This window comes from Rudanella paleaurantiibacter (assembly GCF_009184635.1).
Taxonomy (GTDB): domain Bacteria; phylum Bacteroidota; class Bacteroidia; order Cytophagales; family Spirosomataceae; genus Rudanella; species Rudanella paleaurantiibacter.
On sequence record NZ_WELI01000002.1, the window covers coordinates 384,237 to 406,686 of the forward strand.

Consider the following 22,450-nt stretch of genomic DNA (forward strand, 5'->3'; position numbering starts at 1 on the left):
CCGGCCTATACAGATTGTACGGGACAGCATCATGGCAAACAAATTGCAAAAACACACGTAACTATAAAAGAACTATTTATTAATCAGACGCTTACCGAACAATAAATATACACTTAGGTTACTTACTGTTAACAAAAGCGAGGAGGCTACTGCAAGCATAGTATCAACTGGCTCGGCTCGCCAGTACTTCTCGGATAGTTGTCCAGCGAATTCCTGCATACCGATTGTTGTCGAGTGGGTTCAGTTTAGGAAGCCCACTGAACATATCGTGCAAATACTGCATCCCTTGCCAGGGCGGGAATACTTCCTGTTCGCTGGGGGCAATGGTTTTTGTGATACGGATCAACGTCCTGAAAGCCCGCAGACTTCCAATCCGGAATAGTCTAAATGTCTTTCCCGTAACCTGCGTAGCGGCCTGTTTCAAATCCATCACATCAGCAATTTCTCCGGCAATACGCAGGTAGCGGGGTGTCGTATCGCCCAGAGCAGCTAAAGCCGTAAAATGGGTGGTGTTATCAAGCGTCGTGAAGTCGAGCAGTTTGCCAGCATCGCCCCAATAAGCAATCCGCCGGAGGCCGAAAAGAACCACCGGGGCCTGTCCCGTCAGGAGGTCGGTGAACATGCCGTTCAGCACAGACGTAGCCGCAATCGGTGCTTTATCCAGCCGCTGGGCAAACTCCCTGCGTAAATCCAGGTTCCGGTTGGAACCGGGTGGTAACCGGGTGTAGTCGATGCAGTAGTCCGACGGGATAAATCGAGGGACGTGGGCGGCCACGGCAGCCTGAAGCAGGTTCGTTTGGGCGTCTATAATCACCTCGCGCAGCCCCGACAATGCCGAAACCACACAATCGCCGTCGGCACAAGCCTGCGCTAATTGATTTAAGTCTTTGTAATCAACCTCGACAATTTCAACGCCCTGTTGCTTCAGAGCTACCACTGCGTCACCGGCGCTTCCTCGGCGAACCAATGCGCGAACCGTGGCCCCCGACTGAATGAGGTAATGGGCGATTTTAAGGCCAAGTGCGCCTGTGGCACCGGCGAGGATGATCCGTTTTTGTTGCATGGGAGTACTACCATCTGTGCAGCCAAAAGGTTATTGACGCATTACCCTATGTGACCCGCTTCCGTAACCACTCTCCATGCTCACGCCTGATACCTTCCCATAGAGGTTGAAGGCATTCCCATCAGGCTCATCCAATACCATCCCCTACTTCGAGCAAAACAGGCTACTGGTCGACCACGGTCTCAAAACGACCTGGACAATCTACAGCGTGTGAACGGGTAACCGTCAGCTAGTCCACTTTGGGCGACATCCACCTACTGCTTATGCGCCCTTGCAGAATGTAACACGATTTTCAAGTCGATTGACCAACCTGTTTCAACTGCCCACCCCGCCAGCCGGCAGCCGAAATTCCAAACAGCAGCAGGGTATCGTCGCCTTCGCGCGTCAGCTCGGTTTCGAGCGTGAAGCCCAGCCGGTTCAGCAACCCCACCGAAGGCGCATTGGTCGGCAATGTGATTGCCTGTAGTTTGGGAAGCCCCAGCTCAGTAAACCCAACAACAAGAGCTTGTCGGGCTACCTCATAGGCATACCCCTGCCCCACAAAGCCCGGCAACAGAGCATAGCCAATATCGGGGTGTTCGAGGTAATCGCGTTGCATGAAGCCACATAGGCCAATGGGGACGCCGGCTTGTTTGAGCGTAACCCGACCCAGCCCAAAACCGAAGCATTCGTAGTTTTTCAACGGCCCCTGCCGCAGATACTCTTCCGCCTGCTGTTCGGTGTGTACGTTGCAGTCACCGATGTACTGGAGCCAACCGGGCGTATTGAGCAATTCGACAATAAACGGGCTATCGGCGAGGGTCAGCGACTCAAGTCGTAAGCGCTCCGTTTCGAAAACCAGACGATTCATAAGTGAATGAACAATGCAAAATGTATAATGAACAATTATATTACCTTCTGACAATCAGTCATTTCATTCTGCATTTTACATTGTTCATTCTACATTTCATTCTGTCTGACTACTTAGAATCTGGGCGCTATTGCTTTACCCGTACGTATTCTTCCGTGTTCAACCGGTCGATGCCAGCACTTTCGATCTTTTCGACGCCCCGCTGCACCAGCGTATCGTTTTTGATCCGAATAGTGAACGCAAAATCGTGTCCCTCCCAGTTGCGGTCGTTGCAGTACTCCAGATGCTCGGTGTAGAGGCTGTCGCGCAGCTCATAGCGGCCTCCGCCAGCAGCAAACGCAACAGAGGTGTCTTTGTCGCGGCCATGCTGCAAAAAGGCAAAATGCGAGCCGTTGATCACCTTGATAAACGAGGTTTTGCCGGTATAGTCGGTCACGGTGGTGTCGCCTTTTTCAACGAGCGTAGCCCGGTAAAGTTGCCACGTACCTTCGAGCGCCGGGTTGGCGGTCTGGGCTCCATCGGGCTCACGGCCGCAGGATAGCAGCAGAATCGATAAAGAGGCCAGTTGAAACAGTGCTTTCATAATCGGTAGCCGATAGATGGTTTTGGCGGTGCGTTGTTACGACACCACCCGCCCCATAAACCGCCCGGATTAAAGTACTTACTCATCGGGGCCGACGAAACGTGTGGGGGGCTGCGTTTCTTACCCAACATCAATGCACGGGCCCGGCGGCTGACCCAACTTTGCCACCAGCTTTTGTTGTTACTCCAAAACCACCATGCTCCGTATCAGTCCCCGCTCCCTGGCCTTGCTGGCCGGATGGTCTATCGTGCTAATGGCTCTTCTGGCCGGATTTGCCCACGGCTACGTATTCAGTACTCTGTTTGTACCGGACAACGCGCCCGCTACCGTTGAGCAACTACACCTGTCCGAAACGCTATTCCGGGCCGGTATCCTCGCTTTTTGGGTTGTTTTGCTCTGCGATGTGGCCGTATCGGGAGCGCTGTATCTGTTTCTTAAACCGGTCGGTCAGCGGCTTTCGCTATGGAGTGCTGGACTACGGCTGGTGTACACCGCCATGCTGGGGGCCGCGCTCATGCACCTGAACGCCATTGTACCCCTTCTCCATACCCAAACGCCGACGGTTGCCGGGCCGGGTGAGCCCATGCTTCGGTTATTTGAGCAATTCAGCCGAGGCTGGTCGGCCGGGCTGATTGTGTTCGGGGCGCACCTGTTGGCGTTGGGTGTGCTGGTTTACCGGGCTCGGTTTGTGCCACCAGTCTGGGGTTGGTTGCTGGGGCTGGCGGGAATCTGCTACCTTGGCACAAACCTGGCCAATCTGCTTTGGGATGCCTACCCCAGATACAAGCCAACTGTTGAAGGCATTTTGAGCCTCCCCATGATTGTGGGCGAACTGGGCTTTGGTATCTGGTTGCTCGCACGAGGAGGTAAACCAACGCAGGTGTAGCCAACCGATTCGGCCGCTGGCACCTCTACGTTTTGGTCGATAACCGTTTGCGGATTCGGCTCAGCGACTCGGGGGTGACACCCAGATAACTCGCAATCTGATGCTGAGGCACACGCTGCAACAGAACCGGCCGATGGCGTTGCAGATGCTTATACCGTTCTTCGGGTGAGAGGGTCGTAAAGGTGGCAAGCTCATCCTGCATCTGCCCGAGGTTTTGCTCCATCATATCCCGCGTAATGGCCACCAGTTTCGGAAACTGGTGGTACATGGCCTGTTCGTGATTCAAATTACCCTCGATCAGCAGGCAGTCTTCGGTACAAACCATGTAGAACCTCGACGGAACCTGATTGGCGTAACTGTTAAAATCGACAACGGCCTGCTCCTCGGTGAAGAACGCGGTGGTTTTTTCGACACCGTCCAGCAACCGGTACTGCCGAACGCACCCCGTCAGCACAAAGTAGCATGCCTGGGCTATCTCGCCTTCGCGCAGCAGATAAGTTCCTTTTTTGAACAGACGTACGGGTATGTTCCGGGCAATTTCGGTCGCTTCGGCCGGGGTGAGTAGGCCAAACTTTGACACAAAATCCAGCAGTTCAGTTTGCATACGTTTTGCAGTTTGCCCCAACCGTTACCCTACCCGCTTGGGCGTGGCTCCGTACTGTTGCTTGTAGGCTTTGATAAAGTGAGACACGCTTTCGTACCCGATTTCCATACTAACCTCCGACACGTTTTTGGCCGTGTTGCGCAGGAGAAAATGGGCGTGTTCGAGCCGTTTCTGGCGCATCCATTGACCCGGCGATGTGTGAAAATGGCTTTCGAAATCGCGCTTGAATGCCGACAAACTCCGCCCCGACAATCGGGCCAACTCACTCATTGACAATGGCTTGAGCAGGTACGCGTTCATCAGGTAATCGAGGTCGGTTTTCTGGCCCTGATAAATATCGAGCAGGATACCGCGCAGTTGGCCGGTGGTGTCGAGTTCGAGCAGATGAATGAGTAACTCCTGGTATTTGAGCCGCAGCAACTCGTTCAGGTACGGCGTATCGGCCCCGAAATACGGCAACAGCGATTGAATAAACGTGGTAAACGCCGGCGACGACGTGAGCGACAAAATGGCCTCACCCGGCAAGGGGCGCTCGGTCGAGGGCGCAAACGAGGCTTGAAATACCGGGAGGTGCTGACTCACAAACTCCTTGAGCAGCTTCTCGTTGACGAAAAACACCAGGCTTTTGTAGTTGGTGTCGATGGATTCGTTCATGGAGTAGCACCCCCGCTGAAAAAACAGAATCTGCCCTTTGTGTACGTGTAACTCCTGCGTGGGCGAGCTGAATTTTTTTTCGCCCTCCAGCACCACAATCACGGCATGTTCTTCAAAAAAAACTTCATTCCGTTCGGGGTACACGTCGCTCCGGTAGGCCACAAACGTCATCTCGGTGGCATCGGGCCGCCGGATACGCAAGGTCTCAAACTGACTCGGCTGAATGGAAGAGGGAACACGGAGCATATGGTTCGACAGGATTTTACGAGATGGGCAGGATTTTGTCTTGCGTGAAGGTTTCGACAGGATTACAGGATAGACAGGATTTTTTTGCGTGAAGGTTTCGACAGGATTTACAGGATGGACAGGATTTAGTATGCTATGTGGATGAACGGACGCGGTATTTGCGTTTTACGCTTACACTTGACCCGAAATTTATTAGTAGGCCAATGTCAATACCTGTAGCGGTGAGGTAGTTTACGAGTTGGGCTTCGTGTTTTGGATGAATCTGCTCCACAGCTTTCAACTCAATCAGAAGGCAAGATTCAACAAACAGGTCAGCCACAAAATCGCCCACAGGAACGCCCTTATAGGTAACCGGAATAGGCACTTGGGCTTCTACGAACAGTCCGAGTTGTTGCAATTCGACCACTAACGCGTTTTCATACACCTTTTCCAAAAAGCCCGGACCCAATGTATTATGAACGGTGAAAGCAGCCCCTATAACCAATTCAGTAAGCTCTTTATGGACCATGTAGAATAAAATGAAGCAGTAATAGCCCAAAAGTAACCCCTGATATACAAAACAATCCTGTTTATCCTGTAATCCTGTCTAAACCTTCACACAAGACAAATCCTGTCTAAAAATTTAAATCAGAAACTGGAACAGATCGGGCTGATCATTTAGGTATTCAAACACGATGTTCTGCGCCTGCATCCGCTGGAGCAACGGCTCAAAATCATCGCGGTGTTTCAGTTCGATACCCACTACGGCGGGTCCCATTTCGCGGTTGGTCTTTTTGGCGTACTCGAACCGCGAAATATCGTCGGTGGGGCCAAGCACATTCAGAAAATCGCGGAAGGCCCCGGCCCGCTGCGGAAACCGGATAATGAAGTAGTGCTTCAATCCTTCGTATAGAAGTGACCGTTCTTTAATTTCTTCGGTGCGGGTGATGTCGTTGTTGCCGCCCCCCACCAGACACACCACGTTTTTGCCCCGGATTTCGTCTTTCACCAAATCGAGCGCGGCAATAGACAGCGCCCCGGCTGGCTCGGCCACAATGGCTTCTTCGTTGTAGAGTTGCAGAATGGTGGTGCACACTTTGCCCTCGGGCACCAGCACCACCCGGTCGAGATTCTGGCGGCAAATCTGGAACGTAATATCGCCCACACGCTTCACGGCCGCCCCGTCGACAAACTTGTCGATATGGTCGAGGGCGACGACATGGCCCTGCTCCAGCGAGACCTTCATGGAAGGCGACCCCAGCGGCTCCACACCAATGAGCTTGGTTTTGGGGCTCAACTGCCGAAACACCGTCGACACGCCGGCGGCCAACCCGCCCCCGCCAATGGCCATGAGGACGTAATCGATTTTGAAGTTGGCGTCTTTAAAGATTTCGAGCCCCACGGTGCCCTGCCCTTCCATTACGAGCACATCGTCGAACGGGTGCACAAACGTACTATCGTGGGTTTGCACGTACTGGTTAGCGGCCGCGTAGGCATCGTCGTAGGTATCGCCAATCAGCTCCACATCCACAAACTCCTTTCCGAATAGCTTCACCTGTTTTACCTTCTGGTTGGGCGTGGTAGTAGGCATAAAAATAATGCCCTTGACACCCATTTTCCGGCACGCGTACGCCACGCCCTGCGCGTGGTTGCCCGCACTGGCGCACACAACCCCCTTGGCGAGCGACTCTTTAGGGAGGGCCGCCATTTTGTTGTACGCACCCCGGATTTTGTACGACCGAACTACCTGAAGGTCTTCGCGCTTGAGAAAGATATTGGCCCCATACCGGTCCGACAGGTTCAGGTTTTCCTGCAACAGCGTATGGGTAGCCACGCCCCGGAGCCGGTCGGCCGCGAGGTAGATATTGTCCAGATCAGGAAGCGGTTGATTATTGGAATCGATCACAGCGAGAAGTCAGCGCGGAGCCTTCGTTGAATGAAGTGCTAATTTCTCAATTTCTGGTTAGAATATGAATGGGGGGGTAACGTTCAACGGCTTTGCGATGTATCGGGATTTGTAATTCGTCAGCTTAAATTAATTACTAAAGTTCAATAGAATTACTTTGTTCAGCACTTACACGTCAGCCGGTATATTGGCAAACCCCTGTTAACGGTAGGCTTGTTTGTCCAGCCGATATAACACTTGTCTGAAATATTTATTCAAAGCACCAGTCCCATTAAATGTCTCTAAAACTTTTGGTGCTGCGTCAATTTCTGCTTGTCTGTATTGTTGTGGGTCAACATTTGAAATGCTGCCTAAATAAACCAGTCTGTATATAAGATTTTCGGGCTGAAGTTGCTCAGCCTTTAGAAGCATCTGTTTTCCTTCTTTCTCCAAGTCGTCATAGTTTCCATACTCGTAAGGAAATACAGAAACCGTATAACCTGCAATAAAATTGAAATCTGCATTGTCAGCAAAGGTTTTCTTCCCTTCGTCAAACATAATTTGCAGCAAGTCTCGCAGGTTTATTTTGTCGTGAAAACTGCTTGGAGCATCTTCAATTGCTGTCCACAAGAAAAAGTAAAAATGCTTCCAAACCTCATAGTCGATTTTGTTTTGGTTGTAAAGCTCACTGTAAGCTTCAAAAGCTTCCTCAAACTTTTCGTCGTCCTCTAATTTAAAAATGTCTTGGAGTAATTGTGTCATTTTGAAGACTGTGTCAGCTTACCGCTAACTCGTAAATAGACGAATGTTTTACCTATTTGAACAAATGTAGTCAAGGGGTTTTATTCTGCAAGTTCCCACCAAAACCATACTGTAAACTACTAAAAATGAATTTGTTATGAATTTTTAGCAGAATTCCAGCAATACAAAATACGCATCTCCTTTAAAGTCGGGCCAGGGGGCTTTTGATGTTCTTGAGACTCTTCTCGCTCCCCTACATATATCCCATTTTTGATGATGTTACTACCCAGCACCCTAACCGATTAGATTACGCACGAAACCCCTCCCTAAAACACCACACCCAAAAACACAAAAATCGGGTAGCAAACTTACCCGAAGGAAGCTCACTACCCAATCAACGATACGTTATAAACGTCTTAGTTCCGCTCGGGGCGCAGGTTGCGCACGGCGGCACCGGCCTGCCACATTTCAGATTCGCGCAGTTCGGCCAGTTCTACCTCCAGCTTCTCGCGGTAGTCGGGCTGCGAGTTGCGGGTGATGCTGATTTGTGCTTCGTTCTGAGTTTTTACCGAATTGTAGAGTTGCTCAAATACAGGCTTGGTCGCGTCGCGGAATGGCTTCCACCAGTCGAGGGCACCGCGCTGAGCCGTGGTCGAGCAGTTAGCGTACATCCAGTCCATACCGTTTTCAGCCACGAGCGGCATGAGCGACTGCGTCAGCTCTTCCACCGTTTCGTTAAAGGCCTCCGATGGGCTGTGGCCATTGGCCCGCAACACCTCGTACTGAGCAGCAAAAATGCCCTGAATAGCGCCCATCAGGGTGCCCCGCTCGCCGGTCAGGTCCGACGTTACTTCGCGGTAGAAATCCGTTTCGAACAGGTAGCCTGATCCAACGCCGATACCCATAGCGATGCACTTTTCGCGGGCTTTGCCGCTTGCATCCTGGTAGATGGCGAAGCTTGAGTTCAGGCCTTTACCTTCTACAAACAACCGGCGCAGCGACGTACCCGATCCTTTGGGAGCCACGAGGAACACGTCGACATCGGCCGGTGGCACAATGCCCGTTTTCTCTTTGTACGTCACCCCGAATCCGTGCGAGAAGTACAGCGACTTGCCGGGTTTGAGGGCCGCTTTTACCGTAGGCCACAATTCAATCTGAGCGGCATCTGACAGCAGGAAGCAAATGATGGTGCCCCGCTCCAGCGCTTCGTCAATTTCAAACAGCGTTTCGCCCGGTACCCAGCCATCAGCCACGGCTTTGTCGTACGTTTTGCCCTTCCGCTGACCAACGATCACGTTGAAGCCATTGTCGCGCATGTTGAGCGACTGACCGGGACCCTGTACCCCATAACCGATTACGGCAATGGTTTCATCTTTCAGGGTTTCGAGGGCTTTCTCGAGCGGAAATTCTTCACGGGTAACAACGTTCTCAACGACTCCGCCAAAATTAATCTGTGCCATTCTGGTAATTGTATGTAAGTAAAAGGTAAAAAACAGGGGTTATTCGGGGCTTCAGGCCATGTAGTACGCCCACTCAGCCTCGGGCAGGTACTCCACGAGGCCTTTCTCGGTTTTGCCAACGGCCACTCGGCCCGAGCGAACAAATTCCAAAATTTCGTGCTGCTGCCGCAGGTATTCGAAGAAGGCAAAAATCTCCTGCTCGCTACCGGTTTTCTCAATCACCACGTAATCGAGGCCCCAGTACACCACCCACGCTTTGTGCTGCTTATTGACCGTCTCTACATCAAGGGGCTTGGCACCGAGGGGCGTTGCCACCTTAAAGAGGGCAATTTCGTTGTACACGATCTCGTCGTTGAGGTACCCGAACACGGCCAGTACCTCCACAATTTTGCGAATCTGGCGAACCAGCTTCTCGACTTCCTCCCGCGATTCGTGTTTGATCACAATCGTGAACCGCGATACGCCCATCCGCTCGGTTTCCGATACGGTCAGGCTTTCGATATTAATGCGCCGACGGGTGAAGATGATCGTGATGCGGTTCAGCAACCCAATCGTGTTCGACGTGAAGACGCATATGGTGTATGTAGTCATATTTTGTCATTCCGACGAAGGAGGAATCTCTATCAATGGCAATCCGTACGTTCCCTCCTTCGTCGGGATGACAAACAGCGGCTCACCAGTCACCAGGAACTATTCTAACCGGATCTGCGAAACACTGGCACCGGCCGGCACCATCGGAAACACGTTTTCTTCTTTCTCTACGATTACTTCGAGCAGGTACGGCCCCTCGTGCGCGAGCATCTGATCGAGCGAGTCAGACAGCGCAGCCCGGTCCGAACAGGTGTGCCCATCCATACCAAACCCACGGGCAATGGTGATAAAATCGGGATTCTGCAACTCCACAAACGAGTACCGGCGCTGGTGAAACAGCTGTTGCCACTGCCGTACCATTCCGAGGAAGTTGTTGTTCAGAATGATGGCTTTGACCGGCTGTTTGTTCTGCACAATGGTGCCCAACTCCTGGAGAGTCATCTGGAAACAACCATCGCCGATAATGGCCACCACCTGCCGGTCGGGGGCGCCAACCTGCGCGCCAAAAGCTGCGGGCAACGCAAAGCCCATTGTACCCATACCACCCGACGTAACCAGGCTGTTGGGCCGCCGGAACTGGTAGTACCGCGAGGCCATCATCTGGTGCTGCCCCACATCGGTCACGAGTACGGCCTCACCATTAGTTTTCTTCGAGAGCAGATCAATCACCTCGCCCATCTGGATTTTTTCGCTTGCTCCCGACAGGCTGGGTACCGTAATTTTCTCGTTCTCAATCGTATCGTACTTCCGAAACTCATTCCGCCACACGGTATGGTCGTTCGGGTCAACGAGCGGCATCAGGGCGTTCAGAACCTCTTTGGCATCGCCCACAACAGGGGCGTGTGCTTTAATAATCTTGTCGATTTCGGCCGGGTCGATTTCGATGTGTATCACCTTCGCCTGCTTGATAAACTTGCTGGCATCGCCCGTGACCCGGTCGTCGAACCGCATGCCGATGGCGATAATCACATCGGCCTGATCGGTCAGCACGTTGGAGCCGTAGTTACCGTGCATACCGAGCCAGCCCACGTACAGCGGGTGGTCGGTCGAGATGGTCGACTGGCCCAGGAGCGTAGTCGCTACCGGAATACCGGTTTTCTCGGCAAAGGCTTTCAGTTCTTCTTCGGCCTTGGCGAGTTGCACGCCATGCCCTGCCAGAATATACGGGCGTTTGGCCTCGTTGATCAGCTTGGCAGCCGCTTCGACCTGATCGGGCTTGGGCACCAACCGCGGCCGATAGCTGATGATGCTCTGGCAACGCTCGTAGGTAAACGGCCGGGTCATCAGCTCCAACTGAGCACTTTTGGTAATATCAATCAGTACCGGACCGGGCCGCCCCGACTGGGCAATATAAAACGCCTTGGCCATCACCTCAGGCACCTCGTCGGCACTCGTGATCTGGTAGTTCCACTTGGTAATGGGCATGGTCACGCCCATCACGTCGGCTTCCTGAAAGGCATCGGTTCCAAGCAGCTTCTTCCCAACCTGCCCCACAATGCACACCAGCGGGGTTGAGTCGATGAGGGCGTCGGCAATAGCCGTGACGAGGTTGGTAGCCCCCGGCCCCGACGTAACCAGACAAACACCTGCCCGGCCCTGCATACGGGCATAGCCCTGTGCCGCGTGACCAGCGCCCTGCTCGTGCCGGACCAGAATATGGTTGATCTGATCCTGAAAATCATACAGGGCATCGTACACCGGCATAATGGCCCCGCCCGGATACCCGAAAATCGTGTCGACGTTTTCGGCCAGCAAAGCACGCATGAGAGCTTCTGAGCCAGACATCAGTTTCATGGCTACCGGCTCGGTTTCTATTTCAGGTAAGACGCTGACCGTTTCCATAGGGAGGTGCGTTTGTTATGTTCAATTCAGTTTTGTTGTACTCGGGGCCGTTCCTTTTCGGGTCGCCACCAATAGGCCGGTCGACCAGGTTAGTTTTACCGTATGCAGGTCAGGGCGGCTTTCCAGGTCAGCCACCAGCCTGTCTACGTTTTGATCGTGTCCTTCGGGCCAGTTGGGCTGCGGCAACATGTCGTCAATCACATACATGCCCCCCTCAGCTAATAGCCCCAGCGCAGCATCCAGATGACTGTATTTACCGGGCCAGGCATCCGCAAAAATCAAGTCGAATGTCTGGTCTTTATTTGCGTCAAGCCAGTTTCCGGCATCGGCACAGACCAGAGTCAGCCGCGTATCGTTGCCCAGAAATTGCCCCGCAATGGTCTGGTATTCCTGCTCATTATCAATCGAAACCAGAGTCGACTGTGCATCCATACCGGCCAACAGCCAGGCGGTTGCCAGCCCCGTTCCCGTACCGATTTCGAGCACTGCGCCCCCCGGTTTAGCGCCCACCATGGCTTTCAGAAAAGCGCCCGTTTGCAGATCGGACGGCATCGAAAACCCAATGGCATGGCTCGCCTGAGCAATGGGATCAAATCCCGGAGGTATGGCCGTTACAGAGTCGGTGAACATGAGAACCCGTTTTTCTAGTTACGCTTCGTCAGTCACGCAACCTTCACTCGCCGACTTCACATTGCGGATGTACTTGCCCAATGTCCCTTTGGTAAAACGGGGCTGGGGCTGCACCCAATGGCTCCGGCGCTCGGCCAGTTCCTCGTCCGATACGTGCAGGGTTAGCTCGCGGCCAACGGCGTCGAGCGTAATCAGGTCGCCGTCTTTAACCAGAGCAATGGGGCCACCCTCGAATGCTTCGGGAGTTACGTGACCGACCACAAACCCGTGCGTACCACCCGAGAACCGACCGTCGGTAATCAAGGCAACCTTGTCGCCAAGGCCCGCGCCCATGATTGCCGAGGTAGGCTTCAGCATCTCGCTCATGCCGGGGCCACCTTTGGGGCCCGCATTGCGGATCACGAGAACCTGACCCGGCAGAATTTCGCCTTTCGACAGGGCTACGATAATATCACCTTCCTGCTCAAATACTTTGGCGGTTCCCTCAAAACGCTCGCCTTCCTTGCCCGTGATCTTGGCTACTGAGCCGGTTGGGGCAAGGTTACCGCGCAGAATCTGGATATGACCCGTTTTCTTAATGGGCTGACTCAGCGGGAATACAATTTTCTGGGCCTCGAAATCGAGGTCTGGAGCTTCTGCGAGGTTTTCGGCTACGGTTTTACCCGTCACGGTCATACACTCGCCATGAATCATTCCCTGCTGGTACAGATACTTCATGACGGCCGGCACACCCCCAATAGCGAGCATGTCTTCCATATAGTATTTACCGCTGGGCTTCAGGTCGGCCAAAAGTGGGGTCCGGTCGCTGATGGCCTGAATCTCGTCGAGCGAAAGGGTCAGACCGGCCGCCCGGGCAATAGCCAAATAATGGAGTACGGCATTGGTAGAGCCACCGAGTGCCATCACAATGGTGAGCGCGTTTTCAAGCGACTGCTTCGTGATAATGTCGGCCGGGGTAATGTTCAGCTCCAGCAACCGACGCATAGCCGCACCAATTTTCTTACACTCTTCCTGCTTGCCCTCGTGTGTAGCGGGGTAGCTGCTGCTAAAGGGCAAACTCAAACCCATAGCCTCAATGCTGCTGGCCATCGTGTTGGCCGTGTACATACCCCCGCAGGCACCCGCCCCCGGAATGGAGTTTTTAATAACGCCCTCGTAATCTTCGTCGGAGATGTTACCGGCGTACTTTTTACCAAGGGCCTCAAACGCCGATACAATGTCGAGTTTTTGCCCTTTATAATGTCCCGACCGGATGGTGCCACCGTACACCATGATACCGGGGCGGTCGAGCCGGGCCATAGCCATCACGGCACCGGGCATATTTTTATCGCAACCCACTACGGTCACGACGCCATCGTACCACTGAGCCGCTACCACCGATTCGATAGAGTCAGCAATGAGGTCGCGGCTGGGCAGCGAGTAACGCATTCCGTCGTTGCCGTTGGTCATTCCGTCTGATACGCCGATGGTGTTGAAAATCAGTCCCACCAGTCCATTCGCCTGAATCCCCTGCTTCACGTAAACCGACAGACCATTGAGGTGCATATTACAAGTATTGCCCTCGTAGCCGGTACTGGCAATGCCAATCTGGGGCTTCTGCATATCTTCCGACGTCAGGCCAACCCCATACAGCATGGCTTTGGCGGCTGGGTTGTCCATTTGTTGCGTCAGAATGCGACTGAATCGATTAAGTTCGGTTTGTGGCGAGTCAGATGTCATGATATTTAGCGAAATTTCGCTCTTTGCGTAATCACGCTGTAAATTAACACTCTATTTTTTTTCGGCGCAACAACCGGTCCTTTTTATCATGAAATTTCTGTTCTCTCCAAATGGTCGTAAATTTGATACTTGCTACCAGGCATTTGGGTAACCCGTTGACGCATTCACACCCGGCTATTCATGGATCATCTTCCAGACAAGCATTTTGATAACCAATCGATTCAACACCGATTACGGCAAGTATTTGACCAGTTGGGGCTGACGATCTACCAGATTGCCAAAGACACATCGGAGAATCCATCTAAGTTTTACAACATTCTGAACGGTCGGGCCAAGCCCTCGTACGACACGATTCTGAACCTGCTGGTGCAGTACCCGCAAATTCGGGCCGATTATATCTTCCGGGGCGTAGAGCCTGTTCTGGATACAAACGGGCCTCCACCCGTTGTACGGGTGCCGGTGCCGCCCGCCGAACCCGATCAGATCGAGATTCCGTTTGTACCAACCCGATTTTACGCCAGCTTCGTCGAATCCATCAGCGAGGGCATTCGGGAAGCCGATCTGGAAAGCTATCCGGTCAGCGTGGCTATGGCCCGCAAATACCCGCAGGCTATCGTGCTGGAAATTGAAGGCAACAGCATGAGCCCGCAGCTGGTGAGCGGGGCCCGCGTGATGGCTACGCCGGTTGCCGAAGGCGACTGGGTGTATCAGTCGGGCGGAGTGTACGCCGTGATGTACCGCGATTATCTGGTGGTAAAACGGATTCGGGAAAACAACCTGCTCACGCATCAGCAACTCACGCTTTACTCCGACCACCCCAATGGCGGCAGTGTCACCATCAGTGCCGACGACCTGCGGGGCCTCTGGAAAGTTGTACGGATTGTAGAAGCCCCGGTTGAATGAATGGTTTACGGTCTACCGTTTTTAGTTATGACCTACGTACATAAGCCCTACTGTGAGCACTATCCCTGTAAACCGTAACGCATAAACTCTATACGAACTGAGTGAATGAACCATGTAAAATGCATAACGAATAATTGTATTACCTGCTGACAAACAACTATTTAATCATGCATTCTACATTGTTCTTTATACATTTAATTCAGTCTGATTACTTATGTCATTAAGCCCCCGAATTATTGCCTTTCTGCTGGCGGTTCTGATTTCGGGCTTGACCGTTGCATTTCTGAGCGTAGTAGACGGCGTCACCATCAACATGCTTTTTGTGGTGGCCGTATCGTCGTTTATCGTTTCGTTTTTTCTGATTCTGTACGCCGTTGAGCTGCTGGTGTATCGGGAAGTGAACAAAATGTATAAAACGATTCGGCGGCTTAAGCTTCGCGATTTCAACCTCTCCAACAAGACCATCATCAAAAACAATAACCCGTTTAAGAAGCTCAACGATGAGATCTTCGTGTACGTGGCCAAAAAGCAGAAAGAGATTGATGAACTGAAGCGGCTCGAACAGTTTCGGCGGGAGTTTCTGGCTGATGTGTCGCACGAACTGAAAACGCCCATTTTTGCCGCTCAAGGATTTATTCACACCCTGATCGATGGGGCCGTGGACGACGAGTTTGTTCGCGACAAGTTTCTGGCCAAAGCCGCCCGCAGCCTCGACGGCCTCGATGCGCTGGTGAAAGACCTTGTAGCCCTATCGCAGCTCGAAACGGGCGAAATCCGAATGCATCTCGAACGAGTCGATATTTACCAGATCACGCTCGAAATTTTTGAGCAGCTCGAAAATATAGCCGAGGCCAAAGGCATAACTCTCCGCATTAAATCGAGCCTGCAACGCTCTGACGTAATCCGGGCTGACGTGGCGCGGCTTGGCGCGGCCCGGCCGGACGCAGCCCGGACCGATTTACAGGGGCCTGTGTGGGTCATGGCCGACCCCCAACGCATTACTCAGGTGATGACCAACCTGATCGAAAACGGTATCAAGTACGGGAATGATGCCGGTAAGGTGGTAGTGAGTTTTGCCGACGACAAAAAGCACATCTCAATTTCGGTGCGCGACGACGGGCCGGGTATTGCTCCCGAACACCTGAGCCGAATCTTCGAACGTTTCTACCGGGTCGAAAAAAGCCGGTCGAAAGAACGCGGAGGCACTGGTTTGGGTTTAGCCATTGTGAAGCACATTCTGAATGCCCACAAATCCAAGATTACGGTCATGAGCAAACCCGATAAAGGGACCATGTTCCGGTTTAAATTAGAGAAAGCGGTTGAAACTGAACTTTGAATCCCTCATCGTTTTTGAAAACGATGACTACATTCTGATCAATAAACCCCCTCATGTGGCCTCGCTCGACGAACGGACGCAGGACCGGGGTGGGGTTAGTATTTTGCGTCTGGCTAAAGAGTACCATGCCGATGCACAACTGGGCCACCGGCTCGACAAGGAAACGTCGGGGGTTCTGGCCATTGCCAAAAACCCCGAAGCGTACCGGCATCTGGCTATGCAGTTTGAGCACCGCGAAGTGGCCAAGCGGTATCATGCCGTTGTTAATGGTATCCATGATTTCGACGGCGTATCGGTGTACCTGCCCATTGCCCCCATTAAAGATGGTACCGCCGTACGGATTGACCGGGAGAAGGGCAAAATCGCCGAAACCATTTTCAATACGCTGCGGGCGTACAGTCATCATACCCTGGTGGAGTGTATGCCGATTACCGGGCGTATGCACCAGATTCGGGTGCACCTGATGTGCCTCAAAGCCCCCATCGTTAACGACCCAACCTACGGTGGCGACCCGATTTACCTGTCCAAAATCAAGCGGAAGTTTAATCTCAAGAAAGACACTGAAGAGCAACCCCTGATTCAGCGGGTGGCCCTGCACGCCCATTCGCTCACGTTTGATCTGCTCGACGGAGAAACCGCAACCTTTGTGGCCCCATATCCTAAAGACTTCGATACGGTGGTGAAGCAATTGGAGAAAAATGCGTAATTCGGCGGCCGATTGGCTTCCGGGCGGGTGTTTACAAGCTCAGACCCTTGCTTATTGAGTACATTGTTGGTTATAGAATACCCTACTTTTATGTTCGTACACTCTGTTTACTTCTGGCTCCAGAACCCCGAAAATGAGGCTGACCGCGATGCCCTCAACGCCGGTTTGCAAACCCTCAAAACGATTGATGCCGTTTCGACGGTGTATGTTGGTCGGCCGGCCGAAACCCGCCGTCCAGTGATCGATCACAGCTACGATTTCGCCCTGACGCTTGTGTTCACCGACAAAGCCGCTCACGATGTGTATCAGGAGCACCCGACGCATTTGCAGTTTGTGGCCGATTGTAGCCACCTTTGGAGTCGGGTCCAGATTTACGACTCGGTTGAATAACCTAAACGCCCTATGATTGATACACATTTCATAGGGCGTTTTTTATTGTCCACCTGATTGTCATCCAACATCCAGATCAGGGTAGATTTACCCCTTCCTTATTATGCGTATAGTCTCCACGGGCTACGGCTTCTGATACGCACTACCGTCGCCACTTATACATTTTAATACTTTACCTAGCAACTAACTATATAACGTTCTAGTATTTAGCAATCAGTTTATTAATCAGGTAGTCTGCTAAGCTATTGTAGGCAAATGGTAAGCAATTGATTATCATTTCATTCCTAATCGGCTACTTACAAATATACAGACAGCCTGGTGCGTTGTCTTTCTTCGAACAACCGTTCCATTAATTACGGCTTAAAGAATATTACTTATTCAGTAGATGGGCATTAGCGTGCACTTTATGGGAAAATGGCAAAAATTTATATTCTTAATACCATCTCCTATGAAGTTAATGTTTACGCCAGTTAAGACCCACTGGCTTACCTCTGCCTGCCTTTTGGCATTACTGGCAGGTGAGCCTGCCTGGGCTGTTACGGGTACTCCACCCAGAAACCTTACCGAACAAGCCAGCCGCCAGGAGCGGACCGTTTCGGGACGTATCACCTCGGGAGACGACAATCAGGGGTTACCTGGTGTGAACGTAGCCGTGAAAGGAACTACACGCGGTACAACGACCGATGCCGAGGGACGCTACCGTTTGTCGATTCCCAACAATCAGGCCGTACTGGTCTTTTCATCGGTAGGCTTCATTGGTCAGGAATTAGCCGTTGGTAATCAGAGCACCATTGACGTTAAAATGGAGGCCGATGACCGTACGCTCAACGAAGTTGTCGTTGTCGGTTATGGTACGCAGAAAAAGAGCCAATTGACGGGTGCTATTTCGTCAGTAGGCGCGAAGGAAATTCAGGAAATGCCCATCACGAACCTCGGTCAGGCCCTTCAGGGCCGGGTAGCCGGGGTCGATGTAACCCAGACTGGCTCGCGGCCGGGTGCGGCACCCACTATTCGGATTCGGGGTCGCCGGTCGTTCAGTGCCAGTAATGATCCGCTGTACGTAGTCGACGGGATTCCCCTCTCGGCCGGTTATGAGGACATGAACCCGAACGACGTGGCTTCAATGGAAGTCTTGAAAGACGCTACCGCAACAGCCATTTACGGAGCGCGGGGTGCCAACGGGGTCGTTCTGATCACGACGAAGCGAGGTGCCCAAAAAGGGAAAACAACGGTGTCGTACGATGGTTACGCCGGTGTATCAAGACCGTTGGACAAACTTGAACTTTTTAGCGGCTCAGAATTTGCCGAGTTTGTTCGGGAATCTTACCGGGCTACAGGTGGCTACAAAGACGCGAATGGCAATCCCGTTCCGACCGGCGTTGCCGATCCAGTTGCCGATGCCAAAGTAGCGGTATTGGGTGGTGACCCCGCCGTTGCGAAAGGCATTGCCAATGGCACCAATACCGATTGGCAGGACCTGATTCTGCGCAACGGTTCCATGCAAAACCACTCTATTGGTATTCAGGGAGGCAGCGAACGCACTCAGTTCTACGTATCAGCGGGCTATTTTCAGGACAAAGGTGTATCAGCCGGCCTCGACTTTACTCGCTATTCGCTGCGGGCCAACATCGACCATCAGATCAACAAGGTGTTGAAAGTAGGGCTTTCGTCGTACTTCATGTACAGCCAACGGAATGGCGAGGGACTTAACCCGTATCAGTTCACGATTCAGCAAAACCCGCTGGCCGTTCCGTACGACGATAATGGGAACCTCATTTTCTCGCCTACCAACGACGCCCTGCTGACTAATCCGCTGGCTGAGATTATTCCCGGTAACCAAGTTGATGAAACCAAAAAGTACCGGGTATTTAACAGCATTTTTGCGGAAGCCAACATCATAGAAGGCCTGAAGTACCGGGTCAACTTTGGACCTGACTTCACACTGGCACGCCGGGGTGTTTTCATTGGTTCACAAACCAATGCCCGTAAACTGGGGGATGCACAAGCCTGGAACGAAAACCGCTTTGGCTTTAACTACACGCTGGAGAATATCGTGAACTACACGAAATCGTTTGGCGGTAAGCACAACCTGAATGTGACACTGCTCCACTCGATTCAGCGCGACAATTTCGAACGGTACCGCACGGATGTACAGGGGGTTCCGGCCGAAACGCAGCAGTTCTATAATTTGGGAGCCGCCAGCTCGGTGCAGGCAACGGCCAGCGAACTGGTTCAGTGGACGATTAACTCGTACATGGCGCGTGTGAACTACGATTTCAACGATAAGTACCTGCTTACAGCCACGATTCGTAGGGACGGTTCGAGCCGGTTCGGTGAAAACACAAAATATGGTAACTTCCCCGGTATCGCTCTCGGCTGGAATATCAACAATGAGCCCTTCCTAAAATCAGTAGCCTGGATTGACCTGTTGAAATTGCGGGCAGGCTATGGTTCGGTAGGTAACCAGGCCGTGGCGCCTTACCAAACGCAGGGACTTCTGGGACGGACAGCGTATGCCTGGGGATCAACCGCGGCATTTGGTTATCGGCCAAGCACCATTGGCAACCCTGACCTCCGCTGGGAATCGTCGGCAACGGTCAACTTTGGTCTTGACTTCAGCTTATGGCGCGGTCGTCTGCAGGGCTCACTCGAACTTTACCAGACGAACACCACCGCCCTCCTGCTGGCCGACCAGCTTCCAGGTTCAACCGGTTTCAACGCTGTGACACGTAACGTAGGCGAAACCCGCAACCGGGGTATCGAACTCGGCTTCACAACGTACAACATTAACTCGCCTTCAGGCTTTAAGTGGTCGACTGATTTTCAGTTCATGAAAAATACCGAGGCTATTGTATCGCTGTACAATGGCAAAGTCGACGACGTGGGTAACGGCTGGTTTATTGGCCGTCCGCTGAGCACCGTGTTTGATTACAAGAAACTGGGGATTTGGCAGACAAGCGAAGCGGATGTAGCCAAATCATTTGCCAGCGAAGCCGGACAAATCAAAATTCAGGATACGAACGGCGATGGCCGCATCAATGCTGACGACCGGGTGATTATCGGTTCAGACGTACCGAAGTTCAGCGCGGGTATTACTAACCGGCTCTCTTACAAAGGCTTTGACCTCTCGTTCTTCTTCTTTGGTCGATTTGGTAACTTGCTGCGGAGCGATTTCCACCGTAACCGGAACGCTCTGGCTGGCCGGTATCAGCAAATTAAGGTCGACTACTGGACACCTAACAATCCGACTAACGAATTCCCCCGTCCGAAAAGCAACCAGGAGTTTCCGGTGTACAACTCTACCATTTCGTACTTCGACGGAACCTTCGTAAAACTCCGGAATATCAACTTTGGCTACACGTTCAGCCCGACAATTGCCCGGAAACTGAAGATGGAGTCGTTGCGCTTGTACGCGAGCATTCAGCAGCCGTTCATCTGGTCAGAATACCGGAACAAGTATAACGGTATCGATCCCGAAACAACCGGTTTGGCATTGAGCGAAACTGGCGTTGTTCCTGCAACCTCAGTTACGACCTTCGGTCTGAACGTCCGGTTCTAAGAACCTTTAGCTCTAATCAGAAAACGAAGTTGAAAAGACACGTTTTTAAGCGACTAAACAATGAAAATCAAGAATATAAAGAATTCAATCCGCATTACTGGCCTGGCAACACTGCTGCTGTTTAGCCAGTCGTGTAAAGATGTGCTGGACGAGACGGTCATTTCGGGTATTGGAAATGATTATGTCAATACGGCTAAAGGTTTCCAGGATGCTGTAAAGGCGGCTTACTCGACGCTCCGCTACTACTACGGTACGCAACAGGGCCTAACCATGACCGAGTACGGCACCGATATTTATGCGACCGGAGCCGACGGCGGTTATAAAGGCTTCCACTTTTATGATGGTCAGCTCAACCCGACTGTTGATTATCTGGGCAACACGTGGGATGAGCTGTATCGGGGGATTAACACGTGCAACGCCATTATTGAGCGTGCTGCCAACGTAAGTGGTGTACCCGACGCCGTTAAGAAGATGCGGGTGGCTGAAGCCAAGTTTCTGCGTGCCCACTACTACTACATTCTGCTAATGCAATGGGGTAGCGTCGACCTGCGCCTTACCGAAACGTTGGCTCCCACCAAAGAAACGAAGCGGGCCCCAGAGTCGGAGATTTACGCGGCTATCATCAAAGACCTGAATGAGGCTATCGTTGATCTGGAAGCAAAGGCGCAGTCGGCCGAATACGGCCGGGCAACTCGCCCTGCCGCCGAAACCTTACTGGCAAAGGTGTACCTGGCCAAAGGCTATTCGACCTCGAAAGCAGCGGATGATTTTAGCAAAGCAGCGGCTCTCTGCAAAACCGTAACGACGGCTTACGGCTTTAAACTGCTCGATGATTTTGCCAGCGTGTTCGACGAGAACAATCAGGTGAATAGCGAGATCGTTTTTGCCGTTCAGTACACGAGTGACCCGCTTTCCAACCTGACAAATGGCGTTGGTGCTGCCAACGGCGGTAACAACCTGCACCTGTTCTTTGGGATGCAGTACGACGTACAGCCCGGTATGAAGCGCGATGTATTCTACGGTCGTCCGTTTAAGCGGCTCCGCCCAACCTCGTACCTGCTGAACACGGTTTTCGCCGATCGCACCAACGATTCACGGTATAAGAAAACGTTCCGCGATACATGGCTCAGCAACAACCCAGGTAACAACCTGAACGCAGCCTCATTCGACGATTCGAAAACCAAAGTTTCGTTTGCTGCTGGCGACACGGCTATCTTTATTCCGGGTGTTGAGTGGACCAAGGCACAGCGGGCCGCTAAGAAGTATCAGGTTCTGGTACCCAGTGCGTATAACGAAGCGCTCTTCCCAACGCTCCAGAAATTCTTCGATACAAAGCGTCCTGATTTGACTTACGAACCTGGTAGCCGCGATTATTTCGTGTTCCGTTTGGCCGATGTGTATCTGATGTTGGCTGAGGCTTCGCTGCAATCGAATAATATTGCCGATGCCGTAACCGCTATCAATATGGTCCGTACGCGGGCTGCCTGGCCGGGTAAAAAAGACGCCATGACTATTGCCGCTAAAGACATGACCTTTGAATTGGTTATCGAAGAGCGTGCTCGTGAGCTGGCTGGCGAACAAACCCGCTGGATTGACCTCAAGCGTTGGGGCCTTCTGGTCGACCGGGTGAAGAAGTATAACCCACAAGCGGCCGTTAACATCAAAGACTTCCACGTGGTACGCCCGATTCCACAAACGCAGATTGACCGGAGCACTAAAGGAACCGATGGCAAATCGGTGTTTGCCCAAAACACTGGGTACTAAGTTCCGTTTATCTGAGTAAAGCGAAGAGCCGCCGGGAGTTTCCCGGCGGCTCTCGTATT

Annotated in this window: 20 protein-coding genes; 7 read left to right on the top strand and 13 right to left on the bottom strand. The window is 52.4% G+C overall.

Features of this window, described 5'->3' with window-relative positions:
• Positions 1-163: 163 nt before the first annotated feature.
• The 3 genes from F5984_RS06355 to F5984_RS06365 all read right to left on the bottom strand — a co-directional run bounded on the left by F5984_RS06355 (position 164) and on the right by F5984_RS06365 (position 2,496).
• A complete protein-coding gene (locus tag F5984_RS06355) occupies positions 164-1,063 on the bottom strand; it encodes an NmrA family NAD(P)-binding protein (protein WP_152123433.1) in 900 nt (299 codons plus the stop codon).
• Between the two features lie 292 nt (positions 1,064-1,355).
• Positions 1,356-1,913, bottom strand: coding sequence for a GNAT family N-acetyltransferase (locus F5984_RS06360; RefSeq protein ID WP_152123434.1), 558 nt, complete (start codon positions 1,911-1,913; stop codon positions 1,356-1,358).
• A 127-nt stretch (positions 1,914-2,040) separates the two neighbouring features.
• Positions 2,041-2,496, bottom strand: coding sequence for a lipocalin-like domain-containing protein (locus F5984_RS06365; protein ID WP_152123435.1), 456 nt, complete (start codon positions 2,494-2,496; stop codon positions 2,041-2,043).
• 196 nt (positions 2,497-2,692) lie between these two features.
• Between F5984_RS06365 and F5984_RS06370 the strand changes: the two genes are divergently transcribed.
• Entirely contained in the window at positions 2,693-3,382 is a 690-nt protein-coding gene (locus tag F5984_RS06370; protein WP_152123436.1) for a DUF4386 domain-containing protein, read from the top strand.
• 25 nt (positions 3,383-3,407) lie between these two features.
• Here F5984_RS06370 and F5984_RS06375 read toward each other — a convergent pair whose 3' ends face one another.
• The 10 genes from F5984_RS06375 to ilvD form a co-directional block, all read right to left on the bottom strand.
• The gene (locus tag F5984_RS06375; RefSeq protein WP_152123437.1) at positions 3,408-3,986 is read right to left on the bottom strand and encodes a Crp/Fnr family transcriptional regulator; all 579 of its coding nucleotides are present in this window, start codon (positions 3,984-3,986) and stop codon (positions 3,408-3,410) included.
• 24 nt (positions 3,987-4,010) lie between these two features.
• Positions 4,011-4,886 (bottom strand): helix-turn-helix transcriptional regulator, encoded by an 876-nt coding sequence (locus tag F5984_RS06380; RefSeq protein ID WP_152123438.1) that lies wholly within the window; start codon positions 4,884-4,886, stop codon positions 4,011-4,013.
• Between the two features lie 133 nt (positions 4,887-5,019).
• On the bottom strand, positions 5,020-5,394 hold the full coding sequence (locus F5984_RS06385) for a GxxExxY protein (protein ID WP_152123439.1): 375 nt from the start codon (positions 5,392-5,394) through the stop codon (positions 5,020-5,022).
• Between the two features lie 114 nt (positions 5,395-5,508).
• Positions 5,509-6,771: a threonine ammonia-lyase gene (gene ilvA / locus F5984_RS06390; protein ID WP_152123440.1), complete on the bottom strand. Its 1,263-nt coding sequence runs from the start codon at positions 6,769-6,771 to the stop codon at positions 5,509-5,511.
• Positions 6,772-6,972: 201 nt separating this feature from the next.
• Complete coding sequence (locus tag F5984_RS06395; RefSeq protein WP_152123441.1) at positions 6,973-7,512, bottom strand: hypothetical protein; 540 nt, start codon at positions 7,510-7,512, stop codon at positions 6,973-6,975.
• Positions 7,513-7,907: 395 nt separating this feature from the next.
• The gene (gene ilvC / locus F5984_RS06400) at positions 7,908-8,951 is read right to left on the bottom strand and encodes a ketol-acid reductoisomerase (protein WP_152123442.1); all 1,044 of its coding nucleotides are present in this window, start codon (positions 8,949-8,951) and stop codon (positions 7,908-7,910) included.
• A 51-nt stretch (positions 8,952-9,002) separates the two neighbouring features.
• Positions 9,003-9,542 (bottom strand): acetolactate synthase small subunit, encoded by a 540-nt coding sequence (gene ilvN, locus F5984_RS06405; protein ID WP_152123443.1) that lies wholly within the window; start codon positions 9,540-9,542, stop codon positions 9,003-9,005.
• Between the two features lie 99 nt (positions 9,543-9,641).
• On the bottom strand, positions 9,642-11,384 hold the full coding sequence (gene ilvB / locus F5984_RS06410; protein ID WP_152123444.1) for a biosynthetic-type acetolactate synthase large subunit: 1,743 nt from the start codon (positions 11,382-11,384) through the stop codon (positions 9,642-9,644).
• A 21-nt stretch (positions 11,385-11,405) separates the two neighbouring features.
• A complete protein-coding gene (locus tag F5984_RS06415) occupies positions 11,406-12,014 on the bottom strand; it encodes an O-methyltransferase (RefSeq protein WP_152123445.1) in 609 nt (202 codons plus the stop codon).
• 18 nt (positions 12,015-12,032) lie between these two features.
• Positions 12,033-13,733, bottom strand: coding sequence for a dihydroxy-acid dehydratase (gene ilvD, locus F5984_RS06420; RefSeq protein WP_152123446.1), 1,701 nt, complete (start codon positions 13,731-13,733; stop codon positions 12,033-12,035).
• A 180-nt stretch (positions 13,734-13,913) separates the two neighbouring features.
• Here ilvD and F5984_RS06425 point away from each other — a divergent pair, with 180 nt between their 5' ends.
• The 6 genes from F5984_RS06425 (at position 13,914) to F5984_RS06450 (ending at position 22,391) form a co-directional block, all read left to right on the top strand.
• Positions 13,914-14,636 (top strand): S24 family peptidase, encoded by a 723-nt coding sequence (locus F5984_RS06425; RefSeq protein ID WP_152123447.1) that lies wholly within the window; start codon positions 13,914-13,916, stop codon positions 14,634-14,636.
• Between the two features lie 214 nt (positions 14,637-14,850).
• Positions 14,851-15,972: a sensor histidine kinase gene (locus tag F5984_RS06430; protein ID WP_152123448.1), complete on the top strand. Its 1,122-nt coding sequence runs from the start codon at positions 14,851-14,853 to the stop codon at positions 15,970-15,972.
• The gene (locus tag F5984_RS06435) at positions 15,956-16,678 is read left to right on the top strand and encodes an RluA family pseudouridine synthase (RefSeq protein ID WP_152123449.1); all 723 of its coding nucleotides are present in this window, start codon (positions 15,956-15,958) and stop codon (positions 16,676-16,678) included. The genes F5984_RS06430 and F5984_RS06435 overlap by 17 nt, the downstream gene beginning before the upstream one ends.
• A 90-nt stretch (positions 16,679-16,768) precedes the next feature.
• Positions 16,769-17,068, top strand: coding sequence for a Dabb family protein (locus tag F5984_RS06440; protein ID WP_152123450.1), 300 nt, complete (start codon positions 16,769-16,771; stop codon positions 17,066-17,068).
• A gap of 457 nt (positions 17,069-17,525) precedes the next feature.
• Positions 17,526-20,627, top strand: coding sequence for a SusC/RagA family TonB-linked outer membrane protein (locus tag F5984_RS06445; RefSeq protein WP_152123867.1), 3,102 nt, complete (start codon positions 17,526-17,528; stop codon positions 20,625-20,627).
• A 60-nt stretch (positions 20,628-20,687) separates the two neighbouring features.
• Entirely contained in the window at positions 20,688-22,391 is a 1,704-nt protein-coding gene (locus F5984_RS06450; protein WP_185155435.1) for a RagB/SusD family nutrient uptake outer membrane protein, read from the top strand.
• Positions 22,392-22,450 lie beyond the last annotated feature (59 nt).

What these genes read in the sequence shown, in the direction of transcription:
- F5984_RS06395 (WP_152123441.1), bottom strand. Translation starts at nt 7,512, where the DNA reads ATGACACAATTACTCCAAGACATTTTTAAATTAGAGGACGACGAAAAG.
- ilvN (WP_152123443.1), bottom strand. Translation starts at nt 9,542, where the DNA reads ATGACTACATACACCATATGCGTCTTCACGTCGAACACGATTGGGTTG.
- ilvD (WP_152123446.1), bottom strand. Translation starts at nt 13,733, where the DNA reads ATGACATCTGACTCGCCACAAACCGAACTTAATCGATTCAGTCGCATT.
- F5984_RS06450 (WP_185155435.1), top strand. Translation starts at nt 20,688, where the DNA reads ATGAAAATCAAGAATATAAAGAATTCAATCCGCATTACTGGCCTGGCA.
- F5984_RS06445 (WP_152123867.1), top strand. Translation starts at nt 17,526, where the DNA reads ATGTTTACGCCAGTTAAGACCCACTGGCTTACCTCTGCCTGCCTTTTG.
- F5984_RS06440 (WP_152123450.1), top strand. Translation starts at nt 16,769, where the DNA reads ATGTTCGTACACTCTGTTTACTTCTGGCTCCAGAACCCCGAAAATGAG.
- ilvC (WP_152123442.1), bottom strand. Translation starts at nt 8,951, where the DNA reads ATGGCACAGATTAATTTTGGCGGAGTCGTTGAGAACGTTGTTACCCGT.
- F5984_RS06425 (WP_152123447.1), top strand. Translation starts at nt 13,914, where the DNA reads ATGGATCATCTTCCAGACAAGCATTTTGATAACCAATCGATTCAACAC.
- F5984_RS06385 (WP_152123439.1), bottom strand. Translation starts at nt 5,394, where the DNA reads ATGGTCCATAAAGAGCTTACTGAATTGGTTATAGGGGCTGCTTTCACC.
- F5984_RS06370 (WP_152123436.1), top strand. Translation starts at nt 2,693, where the DNA reads ATGCTCCGTATCAGTCCCCGCTCCCTGGCCTTGCTGGCCGGATGGTCT.
- F5984_RS06380 (WP_152123438.1), bottom strand. Translation starts at nt 4,886, where the DNA reads ATGCTCCGTGTTCCCTCTTCCATTCAGCCGAGTCAGTTTGAGACCTTG.
- ilvB (WP_152123444.1), bottom strand. Translation starts at nt 11,384, where the DNA reads ATGGAAACGGTCAGCGTCTTACCTGAAATAGAAACCGAGCCGGTAGCC.
- F5984_RS06360 (WP_152123434.1), bottom strand. Translation starts at nt 1,913, where the DNA reads ATGAATCGTCTGGTTTTCGAAACGGAGCGCTTACGACTTGAGTCGCTG.
- F5984_RS06365 (WP_152123435.1), bottom strand. Translation starts at nt 2,496, where the DNA reads ATGAAAGCACTGTTTCAACTGGCCTCTTTATCGATTCTGCTGCTATCC.
- F5984_RS06355 (WP_152123433.1), bottom strand. Translation starts at nt 1,063, where the DNA reads ATGCAACAAAAACGGATCATCCTCGCCGGTGCCACAGGCGCACTTGGC.
- F5984_RS06430 (WP_152123448.1), top strand. Translation starts at nt 14,851, where the DNA reads ATGTCATTAAGCCCCCGAATTATTGCCTTTCTGCTGGCGGTTCTGATT.
- F5984_RS06375 (WP_152123437.1), bottom strand. Translation starts at nt 3,986, where the DNA reads ATGCAAACTGAACTGCTGGATTTTGTGTCAAAGTTTGGCCTACTCACC.
- F5984_RS06415 (WP_152123445.1), bottom strand. Translation starts at nt 12,014, where the DNA reads ATGTTCACCGACTCTGTAACGGCCATACCTCCGGGATTTGATCCCATT.